Genomic DNA, 16,088 nt, shown 5'->3' with positions numbered 1-16,088 from the left:
ACATGGACAGAAGAAAGAGCATAAAATCACTTGTTTTGGGTTCGGTGGCCGGTGGGCTGGCTCTGCATGGCTGCAAACCTGGGGATGAGGGCATGGACCAGATGGTCCAACAAGCGGAGGTGTTCTATGGCAGAACACCAGAGGAAAAGGAACTGAATGCCGAACTCCGTGAGGAGCAATTTTTCAACGTGCACGAAATGGCCACCCTGGCATTTTTATGTGACCTGATACTTCCGGCAAGTGATCAATATAGAAGTGCAACGGAGGCCGAAGTGCCCAATTTTATTGAATTTATGGCCAAGGACATTCCGGAAATGCAAGTGGGTCTTAGGGGAGGCCTTATGTGGTTGGACCATCAATGCAATTCCAGGTTTGGAGCGGAATTCATATCCTTGGAGCAAGAGAGGCAACACGAGGTCTTGGATGAAATCGCCTATTATGATCCCAAAATCCCTGAAGAAGAGCGCCCGGCAGCGGTCAATTTCTTCTCTTTGGTCAGAAATTTGACCTTGACTGGTTTTTATACTTCAAAACTGGGGATTGAAGAATTAGGTTACAAAGGAAACATGCCCAATGTATGGGATGGCGTTCCCGATGAAGTGCTTGAACAACACGGAGTTGCTTATGAAGAAGAATGGTTGGCCAAATGTATCGACCAAAGCAAACGGAATGTTATTGCTGAATGGGATGAGGATGGTAATCTGATTACTTAGCAAGCACATAGCAATATCCCATAAAACAGAAAAACGCCCAGCCAAACTAAGTTTGGTTGGGCGTTTACTTTTTGAACTTATGCAAATGGCTGGCTTCTGCCCTGATGCATCCTACAAATGGGCTGATACAAAGTATCTGTTCCAAATAGCCATTGTGTTTCTGAACATCATCAATTATTTGTCTGCTTATTTGATTCCATATCTGATTTGGTTTAGGTATTAAATGTTAAAGGCTTGGTGCAATGGTGGATTTGTAAAAGTAATTCTGGGTCGGGAAATATGTAAACACCAATCGGCTCAATCATACGCGATGGTTTATTTCAATTCTTTTACGGTGCAATTGTAAAGGTAGGGCGGTGAGAGGCCTTACTTCTTCTACAGGACGACCATTGAGTTTTGTTCTCATTTTACAGAGGTATTGTTTGAATTAGCTATCATAACCTTTTCTTCCGCCCGCCTTTCTCAATTGCCTAACTCATTTTCAAATACTAACAAAACTTTAACTCTATGAAAGTAAAGAAACTGTTTGGGACACTTTTTTTGATGCTGTTTTACTTTGCATCTGCACAGTCCCAAGAAAAAACAATCACTGGTACGGTCACTGACCAAGATGGCCTTCCGTTGCCCGGGGTAAACATTGTAGTAGAAGGAACCAACACTGGAACCCAAACGGATTTTGACGGGAACTATACTGTTACAGCCAGTGAAGGACAAGCCCTTCTTTTTACATATATAGGTCAAAAGGTGGAGCAAAGAACGGTAGGTGCCCAGAGTATTATTAATGTTCAAATGGAAGAGGATGCACAGGCTTTGGAAGAGGTTGTTGTTACCGCTTTGGGCATTAAAAGGGAAAAACAGGCACTGGGATACGCCGTGGCAGAAGTAAGTGAGGACCAACTGGAATCAAGGCCCGAAGGGGATGTTGCCAGGGTACTGCAAGGAAAGGCTTCGGGGGTTCAGATCACAAATCAGAGTGGGCTTTCAGGTTCTGGAACCAACGTGGTGATTCGTGGACTGTCTTCTTTTAGCTCGGACAATCAAGCTCTTTTTATAGTTGATGGTGTTCCTTTTAGCACAGCTACCAACTCATCAGGAAGAAATGGAGGTACGGATAGCGCGGCCCCTGGTGGATCCCGTCAAGATTTTATCAATGGCAACAATGGATCCAGTCGCTTTCTGGATTTGGATCCCAATAGTATTGAGAGCGTCAATGTACTTAAAGGACTTGCCGCGGCAACACTTTATGGTTCGCAGGGAAGAAACGGTGTCATCTTGATCACTACTAAAGGGGGCAGTTCCCGAACCGGACCTAAAAAGACCGAAATAACCGTAAATAGCTCTTTCTTTTTTAACGAAATCGCATCACTTCCGGATTATCAGAACGAATATGGAAACGGTTTCGACCAAAGTTTCGGTTGGTTTTTCAGCAACTGGGGTCCAAGCTTCAGAAGAGATGGTGTTGCTGGATGGGGCAACCAAGCAGCCATAGATGAAAATGGAACCTTACCGCATCCTTATTCGACCTCAACCACAGCAATCCAAGCTGCATTTCCGGAGTTTCAAGGACAACGATACGAGTGGAGACCATATGATAGCGTGGGCCAGTTTTTCAGAACAGGAGGTGTTTCTACCTTTAATGTAAATGTTCGAGGCGGCTCAGACGATGGAAAAATTTCGTACAACGTTAATTATGGCCATCTTAAGGATAATGGTTTTACACCGAATAACTCGGTTACACGAAATACCTTAGGTATTGGGGGTAGCGCAAAGCTGTCCAATAAGTTTACAGCAAGTGGAACGTTGAACTTCTCCAGAAGCAAATTCATTAGCCCGCCTGTTGCTTTAAGTAATGGAAGTGGCGCTACTGGAACAGGGTCATCCGTATTTGGCGATCTTTGGTTTACCCCTAGAAGCATTGATGTGCAAGGTCTACCCTTTGAAGACCCCATTACGGGAGGAAGTGTTTATTATCGACAGGATAATACCATCCAACATCCGCTATGGACCATTGCCAATGCAGAATTTTCCCAGGAAACAAATCGAGTGTTTGGACAAGCCTCTTTGCAATACGATATCAATGACAATCTGAATTTGATCTACAGGGCTGGAATTGATGTTTACAGCGAGAACAATGCTAATTTTCAAAACAAAGGAGGTGTAAACAGCAACAGTAACGATGTTCGACTGCTAAGTGGATTCTACGAAACCTGGAACAACACCAATACAATTTGGGACCATAACTTGGTGCTCAACGGAGATTACGATATCACTGAAAAAGTTGGAGCCACCTTCAATGTGGGAGCCACATCAAGGAGAGAGATTTTTAACAGGATCGGCGTTGCAAGTGACAACCAACAAGCCTTCGGGGTGTTAAGGCACTTCAACTTTCTTAATTCTTTGCCGATCCAAGGTACTACAGAGAGGAATTTGGTGGGTGTCTACGCCCAGGCAGATTTTGACTATGATAATTTCTTGTACATAACCTTTGCAGCTCGAAATGATTGGGTATCCAACTTTGCTAGAGACAACCAAGCACAATTTTATCCAAGTGCGAGCTTGTCCTTCATTCCAACGGCTGCTTTCGACGGGCTCAAGTCTGAAAATGTATTGAATTACCTGAAAATACGGGCAGGTTTTGGGTCTTCCGCGAATTTTGAATCAACACCTTTCCCAATAGCCAGTACGTTGAGTCTTAATGTTAGGGAAACCCAGGATAGTTCAGGACAAAATGTGGTAGCCAACTCGACCCCGGATCGCTTTGGAAATCCTGATTTAAGACCAGAAGTGTTGAACGAGATTGAATTGGGAATTGAATCCCGTTTTTGGAACAACCGCATTACTTTGGAAGGTTCAGTTTACAAACGTTTCACCACCGACCTGATATTGGATAGACCTTTGGAGCCAGCTACCGGAAATACGGTGATTGCTACAAACATTGGAGAAATAGAATCGGAAGGTGTTGAGATTGATTTGGGAGTGAATTGGTTTAGGGCCAAGGATGATGGGGAGTTTAATTGGCGGACAAATTTGAATTTCACCGCTTATGAAACTACCGTCACTGACCTCGGTTTGGATACTGATTTGGTAGTATACTCTGGGTTTTCCAATTTAGGGAATGCTGCAATAGAAGGGGAGCCGTTGGGTGCATTTTTCGGAACTAGAATTCTGAGGGATGATGACGGAAATGCCGTAATTGGAACCAATGGTTGGTACGTACAAGACCCTACTGATGGGATAATTGGAGACCCCAATCCGGATTGGGTTGCAAATATCATCAATTCACTTTCTTATAAAAATTTCACACTGGGTTTCCAATGGAACTATACGCAGGGAGGGGATATTTATTCGTCAACAATAGCCACTTTATTGGGAAGAGGGCTCATCCCCGAAACCAATGACAGGGAAAACACCTATGTCATTCCAGGGGTGGATTTAAATGGAAACCCAAATAGGTTTCAGATAAACAATTCGGATTTCTTTTTTCAAAATGTACTTTTTGGTCCTAGTGAGCTGCAGGTATACGATGCTACAACCCTACGACTTCAGGAGGCCTCCTTGGCCTATTCGTTGCCCAAAAAGTTTTTGGACAAAACGCCCTTTGGGGGACTCACGTTTACGGTATCTGGCCAGAACCTTTGGTTTCGAGCTTTTAATACACCCAAGGGAGCCAATTTCGACCCAAACACTGCGGGATTGGGTGTCGGGAATGGACAGGGCTTTGATTTTATCAATGGGCCCAGTTCAAGAAGATACGGACTTAGTATAAAAGCAACATTTTAAAAAACAAAATTGATAACAATGAAAAAATTGAACAAATATTTATATGCATTCTGGTCTTGCTGCATATTGCTGATCACTTCATGTGAAACAGTGGAGTTGGACATCACCAAAGACCCCAATTTTTTGGTGCCCGGGCAAGCAGATGTTGACTTTTTTTTGACTGCGATCCAAGAGGATTTTGTGCGACACCTGGATGGAACTGCAGTCACAGAGGATAATTTTACCACTGGAGATGATGGGTTGAACATAATCGGTATGGAATTGACCCGTATGACAAGTTTTACCAATGCAACGGCCAGCAATTATCAAAGCAGTTTTCAAGGTAATGTTTTTGATGATGAATGGACCAATGCGTATAGGGGAATTATCCAGGACATTCGTATAATGACTCCTTTGGCTGAAGAGGCCGGTTTTACCAGACATATTGGTATAGCGCAATTCATCGAGGCTTATTTGATTACCTCATTGGTTGATTTTTTTGGGGATATCCCTTATACCGAAGCCGCTAGACTGGAAACGGATGGAATTGAAAACCCAGTTCGCGATGCCGGTGCTGAGGTCTATCAGGCAGCCTTCGCTTTGCTTGATCAAGCCATAGCAAACTTCAATAGCAGCCCAATTTCAGACCCAACCAACGACTTCTTTTATGGAAACGACTATGGTAAATGGGTCAGGGCGGCAAATACCTTAAAGTTAAGGCTCTATTTGAACACGCGCTTGGTGGATAGCAATGCGGCAACTAGTTTCAATGCAATTATAGCATCAGGTGACTATATTCAGGATGCTGCCGATGACTTTCAATGGAATTGGACCGCTACCAGCGCTACCAATCCGGATACCAGACATCCAAGATATGGTATAAACTACACAGCGGGTGGAGGAACGGACTATATGTCGAACTGGCTCATGAACCAGTTGGATACCACTGACGATCCTAGATTAAGATATTATATCTATCGTCAAACTCCAGCTGTGCCCGGTGCAGAAATTGAACCCAATGAAGAAACTTTAAGGTGTTCTTTACAACAACCGCCAGCCCACTATGTGGCCGGTGGATTCACCTTCTGCTGGTTGGACAACGGTTATTGGGGGAGAGACCATGGAGATTCACAGGGGATTCCACCAGACGGTTTGTTACGTGCCACATGGGGCGTTTACCCAGTTGGTGGTCGCTTTGATGACAGTACTTTTACTGAAATAGCTCAGCCGTCGGACCCTTCGTCCTTCGGAGGTAATGGTGCGGGAATCACCCCAATAATGACATCTTTTATGGTGGATTTTTGGAGAGCTGAAATGGCTTTGGTAGCTGGCAATTCTACTGAGGCAAGTACTTTATTGAACCAGGCTATGGCAACTCAAATTGAAAAAGTACGCTCTTTTGGTGGCTTGGACCAATTCGCAGACCAGTCTTTTGAGCCGTCGGACTCGGATGTCACTAGTTACGTAACCGGAGTGATAAATGATTTCGACACAGCGGACAATGGAACTCAATGGGACATCCTCGGTGAACAGGTACTTATTGGATTCTATGGAAACGGGGTGGATCCCTATAATTTTTACCGCAGAACAGGCGCTCCTACTACATTGCAGCCCAATCAGGACGCCAACCCCGGAAATTTCATGCGTTCCATGTATTATCCGGCGGTATCCGTCAACGCGAACTCCAATTCCACGCAAAAGGCAACCAATGCGGAACCGGTTTTCTGGGATAATACAGATGGGCCACCTGCAAACTAAACGAGAATTTCAATAACAATAAAATGATGAATTTCATGAAAAAAATAAAAAACTATTTAATTGGAGCTTTGGCCTTCCTTGTGATGGCTTGTAGTGACGATGATAAAACCATCGATATTCTATTGCCCAATGTTGAAAGGGGAGCCATTATTAGAACTGTCAATGTTAATCCCAATTCATTCAACATTTTCGACCCAAGCTCTCCTTGGACACTAACCATGGAATATCAAGATGAAGAAAACGGAGGATTGCTTTCCAATGTGGATATCTACGTAAATTTTGTGGACAACAATGAATTCAATGGTGAAGTTACCAGTACAGAAACTTTGTTCACGACAGTTCCGGCGACTAGTTTTTCCACAGGGCCTTTTGGTTTGCCAAGGGCCACAGTATCCTTGGTTTATCAAGAGGTTTTGAATGTTTTGGGTATACCCAATGATCCAGACGATATTTTTGGGGGAGATCAGGTGAACATCCGGCTGGTTGCGAACCTTACAGATGGAAGATCCTTTACCAATACTGATGTGGCAGCGAACATTTCGGGAGGATCGTTTTTTCAAGCTCCCTTCAATTATTTGGCAACCATTGTTTGTCCTCCAACCACACCAACACCTGGAACATGGTCCATTGAAATGCAGGATTCATTTGGTGATGGCTGGAACGGAGCTAGCCTGGACATAACCATCGATGGTGAGACAACAAATTATACTTTTGAAACTGGAGGAAGTGCTAGTTTTACTTTTGATATTTCTGCAGACACTGAGGTTATATCTATTATCTTCAGTTCCGGTTCATTTGACGAAGAAGTTTCTGCCCAAGTCACTTCCGCCAATGGCAATGTGGTCGTTGATTTAGAGCCTAGCCCGACAGCCGGGGTTGAGCTTCTGGATTACTGCTTGGACAATCTGTAGAATGAAAACATTATAGTATAAAAAAGGCCCCTATCCGATAGGGGCCTTTTTTTCATAGGGTACATAAACAAATTCAATTGGTCATTTTTTGGGCCACAAATGAAAACGGATTGGCACTATAAATTTAATTCTTTGATTACATGATTAGGTATGCACTATATTGGTTGTCGCTATTCCCACTTTCCCTTATCCATGCTCAAAAAGACAGCATAACAGGTTCAACCAAAGATTTTTCCTTTTTGATCGGTACTTGGAACGTTGAAAGGATTTATGGTCCAAAAACTGAAAATCCAAGAAGTTTAATGGGAACTCTAAAATGCGAATTTGCTGCAAATGAACAATTTGTTAAATGCACCTATAATTTTGAAAGGCATGGAAAGCCAAATATGCTTGACATCGTCTATTTCAATTTTAATGACATATATGGCAAGCATGAAAGTTTATGGCTAAGTTCTACGTGGCCCATTAAAGTATTGATGCAAGGTGATATTGATTTTAAGGGGGCGGAGCTATGGTATACTTCCAAGGCTCAATTTCAAATTGCCGATACTGTAATGGAATATGTGCAATCCATTTTGCGGATGAATTTGAACAAAGGCCATTTTGTCCGGAATACTGATATTAAAACTTCAAGAGACGCTATCTGGCATTTACATATGCTGGAAAATGCCATCAAATTGGATTAGTCCATTTCTTTAGGTCAAAGTGTAGCTATGGGAATCGCTGATAAAGGCTATGGGTTTGTTGAATCTTTATTTGATTATTGTATGGGAAATTTGCTATTGATTCAAAGAAAAACCATCTTTTTCTGCGTAATGCAGCACCATTTTTGGTCAAGAGGAATCAATTTCATTTCACTTTTATTTTTTTTCGGATGTGGACAAACAGCCACCTTGGAAAAAGAGGTGCCCATATGGCTCAAGATTCATAGTGAGAAGGGGATTTGTTCCGATGGATCTCCCTATAGTTTCTTTTACAAAAAGGGATTGCCTAAAAAACTTTTAATCTATTTTCAAGGAGGTGGGGCCGCATGGGATTATTATAATGTGGCTACACTACCAACATTTAAACCTGCTGTTTTTGAATCGGATGACCCAGGGTCATGGAAAGGGATTTTTGATTTTCAAAACAAGGTCAATCCGTTTACCGAATATTCCTTTTTGGTGCTTCCATATTGCTCTGCGGATGTTTTTTTGGGGGATATGGAAAAAAGATATGAAAATGGAAAGCACAGTAAAACAATCAAACACTTTGGGAGCAGAAATTCGCTTGATGGGATACAATGGATAATTGACCGTTTTAGCGATTTAGAACAAATAGTCGTGGCGGGCAGTAGTGCGGGTGCAATAGCTACACCCATATATGGGTGTGTCATGGCGGATAGCTATCCCAATGCCACTATATCGGTAATTTGTGATTCATCTGGGGGCTATCTGTCTGACAGTATCCCCAAAGTATTTGACACATGGCGGACCCATGAGGTGATTCAAAAATTACTTGACTTGAATGACAAGCCAGCGGAAATCAACGTTGAAAAGCTTGCCCTATTAGCTGGTAAAAGAAATGAAAACATACAATTTATTGTATATAACTCCTTAAATGATACATCCCAGCGTTCTTTTTTGGAATTGTTAGGGGAGTCTGGGGATAGATTAAATGACAACCTATACGAGACCGCAAATTTTTTGAATCAAAATTTACGGTACTACCACTATTATATTGACTCAAGTAACTACCATACCATTCTAGATAATGACAGGTTTTATAAAACCAAAGTATCATTGGAAACTTCCTTTCCTCAATGGGTTGAAAAAATTATTGGTCGTGGGCAAGATTGAAAAAACAAATAAATTGATGGCCGGGATAGAAAAACCCGTATAACAATTTGAATTTATGTTCTCAGGAGGCCATACTGCGGTTTCGATACTCAGAAGGGGTAATGCCAACATGTTTCTTGAACGCATTGTAAAAGGACATTCTATTGTTGAAGCCGGCTTTAAAGGCAATATCGGTAATATTTAGGTCCGAAGCTTTTTCGTCTGTCAATAATTTTTCAGCTTCTTCAACCCTATATCGGTTGATGTATTCATAAAAACTCATTCCAAAACACTCGTTTATAATTTGGGAGGCATGGTGTCTTGAAACATTTAACTCGTCTGCCAAATCCGTCAATTTCAATTCAGAGTCCAAATAGAGCGAGTTGGATTCCATGATGATCAGCAGTTTTTCTTTATATTCATTGAGCACTCTTTTTGACAGTCCCGATTTTTGATATTTAATCAGGGGAAAAACTTTATTCAAGGCTTTTCCATTGAACACTTCCGAATAATTGAAACCAAAATAAGTGGTAATTCCAATTTGGGCGACCATAAAAAATGCTATTATATAGTCATGACTTAGTTCCAGAACGCCTAACCTTGATAGAATAAAATATACGACCCAGGAAACACCAAATAGGAAAAATACCCCGGTAGTAATCGTCAACCATAACTTCATCTCGGGATCCTGTTTAAATTTGTCCTTTACCGCTTTAAATGTCAAAAACGAATAGATCAACATAATAATGGATACGACCACGTATACCGCACTTGGGCTGATTAAAAAAGAATGGCCAAAACCACCCTCATCCTCCAAAACAAGTTTGGTTTCCACTGGCAAACTGAAGTAATATGAAAAGTTTGCGATAATAAGGAGTGTAGGAGCAAAATGCGGCAACATTTTTTTCCACGAAATTGTCCCATTTTTGACCAATGCATTGATATATAAATAAAACAATGGGCCGTAAAGTGAAAAAGGTATTAGATATACCAGATTCAATGAAACTGTAAGTCTCCAATCATTGTAGGCCCAGAAAAGGATGTTGTAGACTATATTCAGTGAAAAGAGCAATAAAAAAATACCCCATAGGCAATTTGCGAATTTAGAGGTGCTTCTTTTGGTCAAAAGAAAGAAAGCCGTCATAAATCCTTGAAGGGCAAAGAAAAGCAATAATATTTCCCAAATATTCATAGCGAATAGTCTTATTGTAAAGATACCACAAAGTGTAAGTAGGTTTGTATATCTCAATCGGGATATACAATATCCCGCACATTTTTATTGAAAATGCTTGATCCACCAGCCATTTTAATCCATTTTTTAATGCTGTTACAAATAAAGTTTCCAGAACATTCCAGGGAGTAGTTATTAGCTTTGGAAATGCTGTTTTGTGCCGAAGACATGATTCTTCCATGAAATTTCAAGGCGCTTAAGCCATTGCTTTGGAACAAAATCTGGCCTTGCCAAATATTGCTGTCGCTTTGGATCTGTAAAGTTTGGTCCAGAGGATAAGTTAAAATAGAGGTTAAGATGATTTTTGAACAATTCCAAAGTTTACGAACGCATAAAAAAACTATTGGTTTGTGTAAAAACCTTAAATGTAACTGCAATTGTTTTCATCTTGATGCTGGGAACAAAAATGACCTGTATGGCCTTAAAGGTAATATGCGCCTTGTTTTTTATTTCATCCTTGCACATTCAAGCGCAAAGGCAAATCACAATAAAAAAAATAGACACCCCCATTACCATCGATGGTATTTTGGATGATGCGGTTTGGCAAAACTTGGAAGAAACGGCCCCTTTCTTGAACCAATGGCCCAAGGATACCGGCGATGCCGAATCGCAGACCAAGGTCAAATTGGCCTATACCAATGATTTTTTATATGTCGGGATCATTTGTTTTGAAAAGAACAACGACCACATTGTTCGCACCTTGAAGCGGGATCAGGCCGATGAACATTTTGGCAGTGACGGCATAGCCATTGTCCTGGATCCCTTTAACCAAAAAACAAACGGCTTCTTCTTTGGGGTCAATGCCGGAGGTGCACAATTTGAAGGCTTGATCAGTGTGGAGGGCAATGAATCCTTTATCAATGAAAACTGGGACAACAAATGGTTCTCGGAAACCTCGCTGGGTGACAACGTTTGGTACGTTGAAATGGCCATACCGTTCAGGACGTTGCGATATGATCCCACCATAAAGTCCTGGGGGTTGAATTTTGTTAGGAATGACATGAAAAACAACTATTACTCCTCATGGAATAGGGTCCCCCTTAATCTGAACACCATAAATCTGGGACATACAGGGCAGGTGATTTGGGATGAAAATCCACCCAAAACAAAAAAGGGTAATATTAACCTGCTTCCCTACGTTGCGAGCGGGGTGAACCAGGATTTTCAATCGAATAGCGGAGCGGAATACAATTTCGAAGCTGGTATTGATGCCAAATTGGCCATTTCGCCATCCTTGAACCTGGATTTGACCATTAATCCAGATTTTTCCAATGTAGATGTGGACCAGCAAATTACCAATCTGACAAGATTTCCCCTCTTTTTTCCTGAACGTAGGGGTTTCTTTCTGGAAAACAGTGACCTGTTCACTTCCTTTGGAAAGGAGGAAATCAATCCTTTTTTTTCAAGAAGAATAGGTCTGGATAATGGATTGCCCGTCCCGGTGCATTATGGGGCAAGGATATCCGGCAACTTGTCAAATAAGCTTCGTATGGGCCTTATGGACGTGCAAACCGGAGACACTGATGATGTGAATGCCCAAAACTATCTTGTTTCCGCGTTTTCGCAGCGCGTGGGGAAAAGATCTACCCTCGACGCACTTTTTGTAAACCGACAGCGCATGTCGAACACTTCCGACTCCACCCAAAATGCTTTCAATAGGGTGCTGGCGTTGGAATATAATTTTTTGGATGCGGCGGGCAAATGGAGCGCAACTATGGGAATGCACAGATCTTTCAATCCGGGGGACTTGGATGAAGAACATTATTATACCGCCACGGTTCAATTCAACAATAAAAATATCTTAACAAGAGTATCGGGGGATAGGGTGGGCGAGAATTACTTAACGGACGTTGGCTTTGTGCCCAGGTTGAACAATTTTGATGCCGCAAACGACACCTTCGTAAGATTGGGTTATTACCAACTGTCATATCTGTTTGTGTATAATTTTTTACCCAAACAGGAAACCTCTAAATACAATCTCCATGGGCCCCGTGTCTCCAGTCGGGTATTCCTGAATACGGACGGATCCCTGAATGCATCATTTGCGGGGTTTTTCTATTTTTTTGATTTTAAAAACCAGAACGCGTTGGAGCTGAGTTATGTAAATGAGAAAAATGATTTACCATTCGATTCATTTATTGTGGGAAGTGTTCCATTTTCCGCAGGATACTATTCCTATGATCGGGTCGGTTTTTGGTATCGGCTTGATCCCAGAAAAAAGATTTCGGGCAGTTTGGGGTCGGATTATGGCACTTTTTACAACGGCAAGGGATTGTCGATAAATGCCCAGGCCAACATCCGCTTTCAGCCTTGGGGAAACTTTGGTTTGCGGTACGACTTTAATGACATACGGCTTCCCGAGAATCTTGAGAGTGACCAATTGCACCTTTTTGGACTCACTTCTGAAATATCTTTTTCCAATAAAATGTTCTGGACCACATTTTTGCAGTACAATACGCAAATTGACAACCTAAACCTCAATAGTCGTTTTCAATGGCGGTTTTTGCCCATGTCCGACTTTTTTGCGGTCTATACTGAAAACTATTTCCCAGAGAACCTGACCATTAAAAATCGGGGCCTGATCTTGAAATTGACCTACTGGTTCTAGGGCCAAATGTTTTTAGGAAACCTGGATTTTTTCTTTTGGGGTGAAAAATCTCTGATAATTGAACCCCAGCCATATTCCCACAACAAGTGAACCTCCAGCCATTATGTCGAACCAAACGGGATCTCCTGTTTTGTTGGTTAAAATAAGATAGGTCATTTCGGCAATTATGATGACTGAAATGGCTATGGGAACAACATTGTTGTTATTTTTAATGATAAATCGGGCAACAATTCCTGCCAGCACGGCCGCGATGAAAGTGGCCAATCCACCAAAAATTATATCGAACATGGAAGAGGCATGGTAGCTAACACCATCAAAAAGGACTTCTTGCGCAATTGTTGCAAATAGGATCAGGGCCATCTCTCCACCGAGCACGGCCAAAACAATCTGAAGCAGTTTTCTTGTTTTCATAAATTTTAGATTTTAAGGGCAGTGACTTCAACTTCAGGTGTGGAAACTTTCAAGGACTTGATATTGTCCTTTTCCGATTCAAAACTCACCATCACAGAAGGTGCCCCATTGTATATAAATTTGTTTTCGGCCAGTTTGTACAGCGACCCACCAAAACCACCGATGGGCGCCAGCGACAATAAGTTACGCATATTGAGCTGTACCGAGAAACCTTCATTGGCTCCATCACCGTACTTATAATCCCCCAAGTACCTTTTTTGTTCCTCAGGATCTACATCCAGATATTTTTCACCGGCGGCATCACCCAATGATTCCAAATAATCCACTGTTTTTTTGAGGTTATCGATTTCTTGGGCCGACATTTTATCCTTCATTCGTTCCCCAAAATAGGCATGGTCCAGCAGACTTATCCCATGCGGCCCCATAGTTTTTTGTATTCCAGGGAAAAATTCGACCATGGATTTCACAGTATCGTGGGCACCCATCATCGCAAAGGTGAAGATGGTTGGCCTGGCCCCTTTGCTGATGAGGTATTGGACAATATCCCTCCGCCCGACGTGCGAAGCGGCTCCAATGGCCGATTCAAAATCACCAAAGCGCCATTCCCAGACGGATCGTGCCAGTTCCGGTCTTTGGTCAACAAGTTCCTTGACCCTTTCCAAGTTGGAATGTGACTTTCCCACCACTTCGGATATAATTTCTGGGTCTATGTTGGGAAAGTGTTTTGGCACATCACCATACGGGATGTATTCGTGGTAACCTGAAAAGGTTTTGCTATGGGCCAATGCCAGATTTGGCATGGACATGCCCAATATGCCAAGGGCGGAAGTCTTCAAAAGGTTTCGCCTGCCCTGAACTATGTTGTTTGAGATTTTCATTATGGCCTGTTTTGATGATTTATGTGCTGTTCAAATGTCCAAATGGCGTTGGGTTGCTTTACCCATTCTTGGATTTCATTGTCAAAGATTTCGCTCTCGGTAAGCATGGTAGAATCATTCAGAAAGGTGTGTGTGTCTTTGTGCTCTTGCGTGACCCCATTGGAATAGGCCAAGGTAAATTGTGCCTTTCGGGTCAAGGAATCAGGAAAAAAGCACGAGCCCAGGGCCTTACCGACCTGTCCACTTTGCTGAAAAACAGTGCTGTCTTTTCCCAATGTTCCATACTCCTTGACATTCCAAAATAGCAAGGTGTCCCCAGCTTTTGTGGCGCCTGAAATCAGACCATTTAAGGTGTCTCCCTTATCCAGATTAAATCTCATGATAAACGCATTAAAGGCCATGGTTGAATCATTGGGATAATGCACCCAAGTGCCATTACCTTTGGTAAGTTTTGCAAAAAACCTCTTGGAATTATCGACACTCATGCTTGTTTTCGTTTCCGCGCAAGAAATTGTAAGAATGAGAATTGTCGCTATGATTGTATAAATTGCCTTGTTCATTTGTTTATAAGTTTGAAAGGGATGGAAGGTCTAAAGAACAGGACCACAGCCAACAAAAAATAGTTGAAAGCCAACTCTGCCTCTCCAAAGATCAGTCCTTTATGACCAACAAAAACGGCTACCAGCATCACCATACCTATTAAAGCTGAAAATAAGCGTGTCCAGATATTCAAAATTATCATTAATCCACCCAAACATTCAGATACTTTGGCCAGATAGCCCGCTACTGCGGGAAAGGGTATGCCCAAGGCTTCAAGATATCCTGCGAATCCAGAGATTCCATCAAAAAGCAATGTTTCATAGCTATGCAAGATCATCATAATGCCCAGCCAATAGCGTATGAGCCAAGTTACATCCAGAACAGGTATTTTTTTAATCATCCAGGCCAACTTTTAATACAACCGGTTCATAAAGTTTGTCGATAGGGAATAGACCATTTTCATTAAACTTGCCAAATTGGGCATTTGCGATATAATAGAAATGGTCCCCGACTATTTCTCCGGTGGTCGGATTGTCCATCATGGGGTGGTTCACTTCCAACGGCTCTGCTTTGATAATCTTTTCACCTGTTTCATCAAGAAGGAGTCTGTTGACGGTACTTATGTCCGGGTGTACGCCAATTAGGGCGTTTTTATGAAAATATAATCCGTCAATGCTTTCCCTTCTGGCTATTTTTAATCCTTCCGGCACATCCAATGGAGTTAGTTGCCCAGAGTCCATGTCGATTAGTGCGATACCGTCGGCATGGGCCACATAAAGTTTTTGTCCGTTGGTTGAAAATGCAATGCCATTGGGGTATTTGATTAGCTCCGAGGAGAACACCTTTTCAAATTTATCGGTATTACTTTCGATGCGATATACTGCATGGTCCTGAAACATATGGGTTACATACACATCTCCGTTGGGGGCTATGGCCAAATCGTTGAAAAAATGTATCTCACCCGGAGTGTCCAGGATATATTTGTTGAGCAATTTACCGGTATCCAAATCAAATTTGAAAACACCTGCTGGCCTTCCGTCCACTTCGTCCTTGAGGTTGTAACCTAGTAAATTATCACCTCCGGAACTACAGGCCCACAAGACTCGCCTTGCGGCATCCACTTTGATTCCGATGACCATCCACATGCCATTGTCCGAGGCCTCGGCAAAATTGGTCAATATGCCATTTTTATCCTTTTTCAAGATCTTGCCCTTTCTAGTGCTGCCCATATAAAAAACCTCGTTTACGTGGTCGTATGCTATGCTCTCCGGTATCAAATCCTTTTCTGGAACCGTGAAGGCAATAAGGCTCTTGTTAAAATAATCCATGTCCTCCTGTGCGTGGCAATAGGCGAGGGCAATCAAATAGAAAAGAATCGGAGCAATACGGTTTACCATACGGATACAGGTTTTGTTTTAACTGTAAATCTAGTGGGATGCAATGCGCCAGATATGGGTTTTAC

13 protein-coding genes are annotated in these 16,088 nt (G+C 42.2%); 7 read left to right on the top strand and 6 right to left on the bottom strand.

Annotated features, from left to right (window positions below; all coding sequences use genetic code 11):
- Positions 1-2: 2 nt before the first annotated feature.
- The 6 genes from K7G75_RS13590 (at position 3) to K7G75_RS13565 (ending at position 8,979) form a co-directional block, all read left to right on the top strand.
- Positions 3-713: a gluconate 2-dehydrogenase subunit 3 family protein gene (locus K7G75_RS13590; RefSeq protein WP_222984783.1), complete on the top strand. Its 711-nt coding sequence runs from the start codon at positions 3-5 to the stop codon at positions 711-713.
- Positions 714-1,220: 507 nt separating this feature from the next.
- On the top strand, positions 1,221-4,493 hold the full coding sequence (locus K7G75_RS13585) for a SusC/RagA family TonB-linked outer membrane protein (protein WP_222984782.1): 3,273 nt from the start codon (positions 1,221-1,223) through the stop codon (positions 4,491-4,493).
- 18 nt (positions 4,494-4,511) lie between these two features.
- Entirely contained in the window at positions 4,512-6,230 is a 1,719-nt protein-coding gene (locus K7G75_RS13580) for a SusD/RagB family nutrient-binding outer membrane lipoprotein (protein WP_222984781.1), read from the top strand.
- 35 nt (positions 6,231-6,265) lie between these two features.
- Positions 6,266-7,141: a hypothetical protein gene (locus K7G75_RS13575; RefSeq protein WP_222984780.1), complete on the top strand. Its 876-nt coding sequence runs from the start codon at positions 6,266-6,268 to the stop codon at positions 7,139-7,141.
- 386 nt (positions 7,142-7,527) lie between these two features.
- A complete protein-coding gene (locus K7G75_RS13570; RefSeq protein ID WP_222984779.1) occupies positions 7,528-7,827 on the top strand; it encodes a hypothetical protein in 300 nt (99 codons plus the stop codon).
- A gap of 129 nt (positions 7,828-7,956) precedes the next feature.
- The gene (locus K7G75_RS13565) at positions 7,957-8,979 is read left to right on the top strand and encodes a pectinacetylesterase family protein (RefSeq protein WP_222984778.1); all 1,023 of its coding nucleotides are present in this window, start codon (positions 7,957-7,959) and stop codon (positions 8,977-8,979) included.
- A 61-nt stretch (positions 8,980-9,040) separates the two neighbouring features.
- Here K7G75_RS13565 and K7G75_RS13560 read toward each other — a convergent pair whose 3' ends face one another.
- Positions 9,041-10,150, bottom strand: a complete 1,110-nt coding sequence (locus tag K7G75_RS13560) for a helix-turn-helix domain-containing protein (RefSeq protein ID WP_222984777.1) — start codon at positions 10,148-10,150, stop codon at positions 9,041-9,043.
- Positions 10,151-10,604: 454 nt separating this feature from the next.
- Here K7G75_RS13560 and K7G75_RS13555 point away from each other — a divergent pair, with 454 nt between their 5' ends.
- Positions 10,605-12,797, top strand: coding sequence for a carbohydrate binding family 9 domain-containing protein (locus K7G75_RS13555; protein WP_222984776.1), 2,193 nt, complete (start codon positions 10,605-10,607; stop codon positions 12,795-12,797).
- Between the two features lie 12 nt (positions 12,798-12,809).
- On the opposite strand, the gene K7G75_RS13550 is transcribed toward K7G75_RS13555, so the two are convergent.
- The 5 genes from K7G75_RS13550 to K7G75_RS13530 form a co-directional block, all read right to left on the bottom strand.
- Entirely contained in the window at positions 12,810-13,208 is a 399-nt protein-coding gene (locus tag K7G75_RS13550; RefSeq protein WP_222984775.1) for a hypothetical protein, read from the bottom strand.
- A 5-nt stretch (positions 13,209-13,213) separates the two neighbouring features.
- Positions 13,214-14,086: a hypothetical protein gene (locus K7G75_RS13545; RefSeq protein WP_222984774.1), complete on the bottom strand. Its 873-nt coding sequence runs from the start codon at positions 14,084-14,086 to the stop codon at positions 13,214-13,216.
- Positions 14,086-14,571 (bottom strand): hypothetical protein, encoded by a 486-nt coding sequence (locus tag K7G75_RS13540; RefSeq protein ID WP_222984773.1) that lies wholly within the window; start codon positions 14,569-14,571, stop codon positions 14,086-14,088. The genes K7G75_RS13545 and K7G75_RS13540 overlap by 1 nt, the downstream gene beginning before the upstream one ends.
- Before the next feature lie 71 nt (positions 14,572-14,642).
- The gene (locus K7G75_RS13535; protein ID WP_222984772.1) at positions 14,643-15,026 is read right to left on the bottom strand and encodes a DoxX family protein; all 384 of its coding nucleotides are present in this window, start codon (positions 15,024-15,026) and stop codon (positions 14,643-14,645) included.
- On the bottom strand, positions 15,019-16,023 hold the full coding sequence (locus K7G75_RS13530) for a Vgb family protein (protein WP_222984771.1): 1,005 nt from the start codon (positions 16,021-16,023) through the stop codon (positions 15,019-15,021). The genes K7G75_RS13535 and K7G75_RS13530 overlap by 8 nt, the downstream gene beginning before the upstream one ends.
- Positions 16,024-16,088 lie beyond the last annotated feature (65 nt).

Source organism: Flagellimonas meishanensis (assembly GCF_019880545.1).
In the GTDB taxonomy this organism is placed as follows: domain Bacteria; phylum Bacteroidota; class Bacteroidia; order Flavobacteriales; family Flavobacteriaceae; genus Flagellimonas; species Flagellimonas meishanensis.
The sequence above is the reverse complement of the archived record's forward strand: the minus strand, read 5'-3'. Positions and strand labels throughout refer to the sequence as shown.

Bases quoted from the DNA above. Each gene is read 5' to 3' on its own strand.
- K7G75_RS13545 (WP_222984774.1), bottom strand. From the start codon at position 14,086: ATGAAAATCTCAAACAACATAGTTCAGGGCAGGCGAAACCTTTTGAAG.
- K7G75_RS13585 (WP_222984782.1), top strand. From the start codon at position 1,221: ATGAAAGTAAAGAAACTGTTTGGGACACTTTTTTTGATGCTGTTTTAC.
- K7G75_RS13560 (WP_222984777.1), bottom strand. From the start codon at position 10,150: ATGAATATTTGGGAAATATTATTGCTTTTCTTTGCCCTTCAAGGATTT.
- K7G75_RS13530 (WP_222984771.1), bottom strand. From the start codon at position 16,023: ATGGTAAACCGTATTGCTCCGATTCTTTTCTATTTGATTGCCCTCGCC.
- K7G75_RS13570 (WP_222984779.1), top strand. From the start codon at position 7,528: ATGCTTGACATCGTCTATTTCAATTTTAATGACATATATGGCAAGCAT.
- K7G75_RS13540 (WP_222984773.1), bottom strand. From the start codon at position 14,571: ATGAGTGTCGATAATTCCAAGAGGTTTTTTGCAAAACTTACCAAAGGT.
- K7G75_RS13565 (WP_222984778.1), top strand. From the start codon at position 7,957: ATGCAGCACCATTTTTGGTCAAGAGGAATCAATTTCATTTCACTTTTA.
- K7G75_RS13535 (WP_222984772.1), bottom strand. From the start codon at position 15,026: ATGATTAAAAAAATACCTGTTCTGGATGTAACTTGGCTCATACGCTAT.
- K7G75_RS13580 (WP_222984781.1), top strand. From the start codon at position 4,512: ATGAAAAAATTGAACAAATATTTATATGCATTCTGGTCTTGCTGCATA.
- K7G75_RS13550 (WP_222984775.1), bottom strand. From the start codon at position 13,208: ATGAAAACAAGAAAACTGCTTCAGATTGTTTTGGCCGTGCTCGGTGGA.
- K7G75_RS13575 (WP_222984780.1), top strand. From the start codon at position 6,266: ATGAAAAAAATAAAAAACTATTTAATTGGAGCTTTGGCCTTCCTTGTG.
- K7G75_RS13555 (WP_222984776.1), top strand. From the start codon at position 10,605: ATGGCCTTAAAGGTAATATGCGCCTTGTTTTTTATTTCATCCTTGCAC.
- K7G75_RS13590 (WP_222984783.1), top strand. From the start codon at position 3: ATGGACAGAAGAAAGAGCATAAAATCACTTGTTTTGGGTTCGGTGGCC.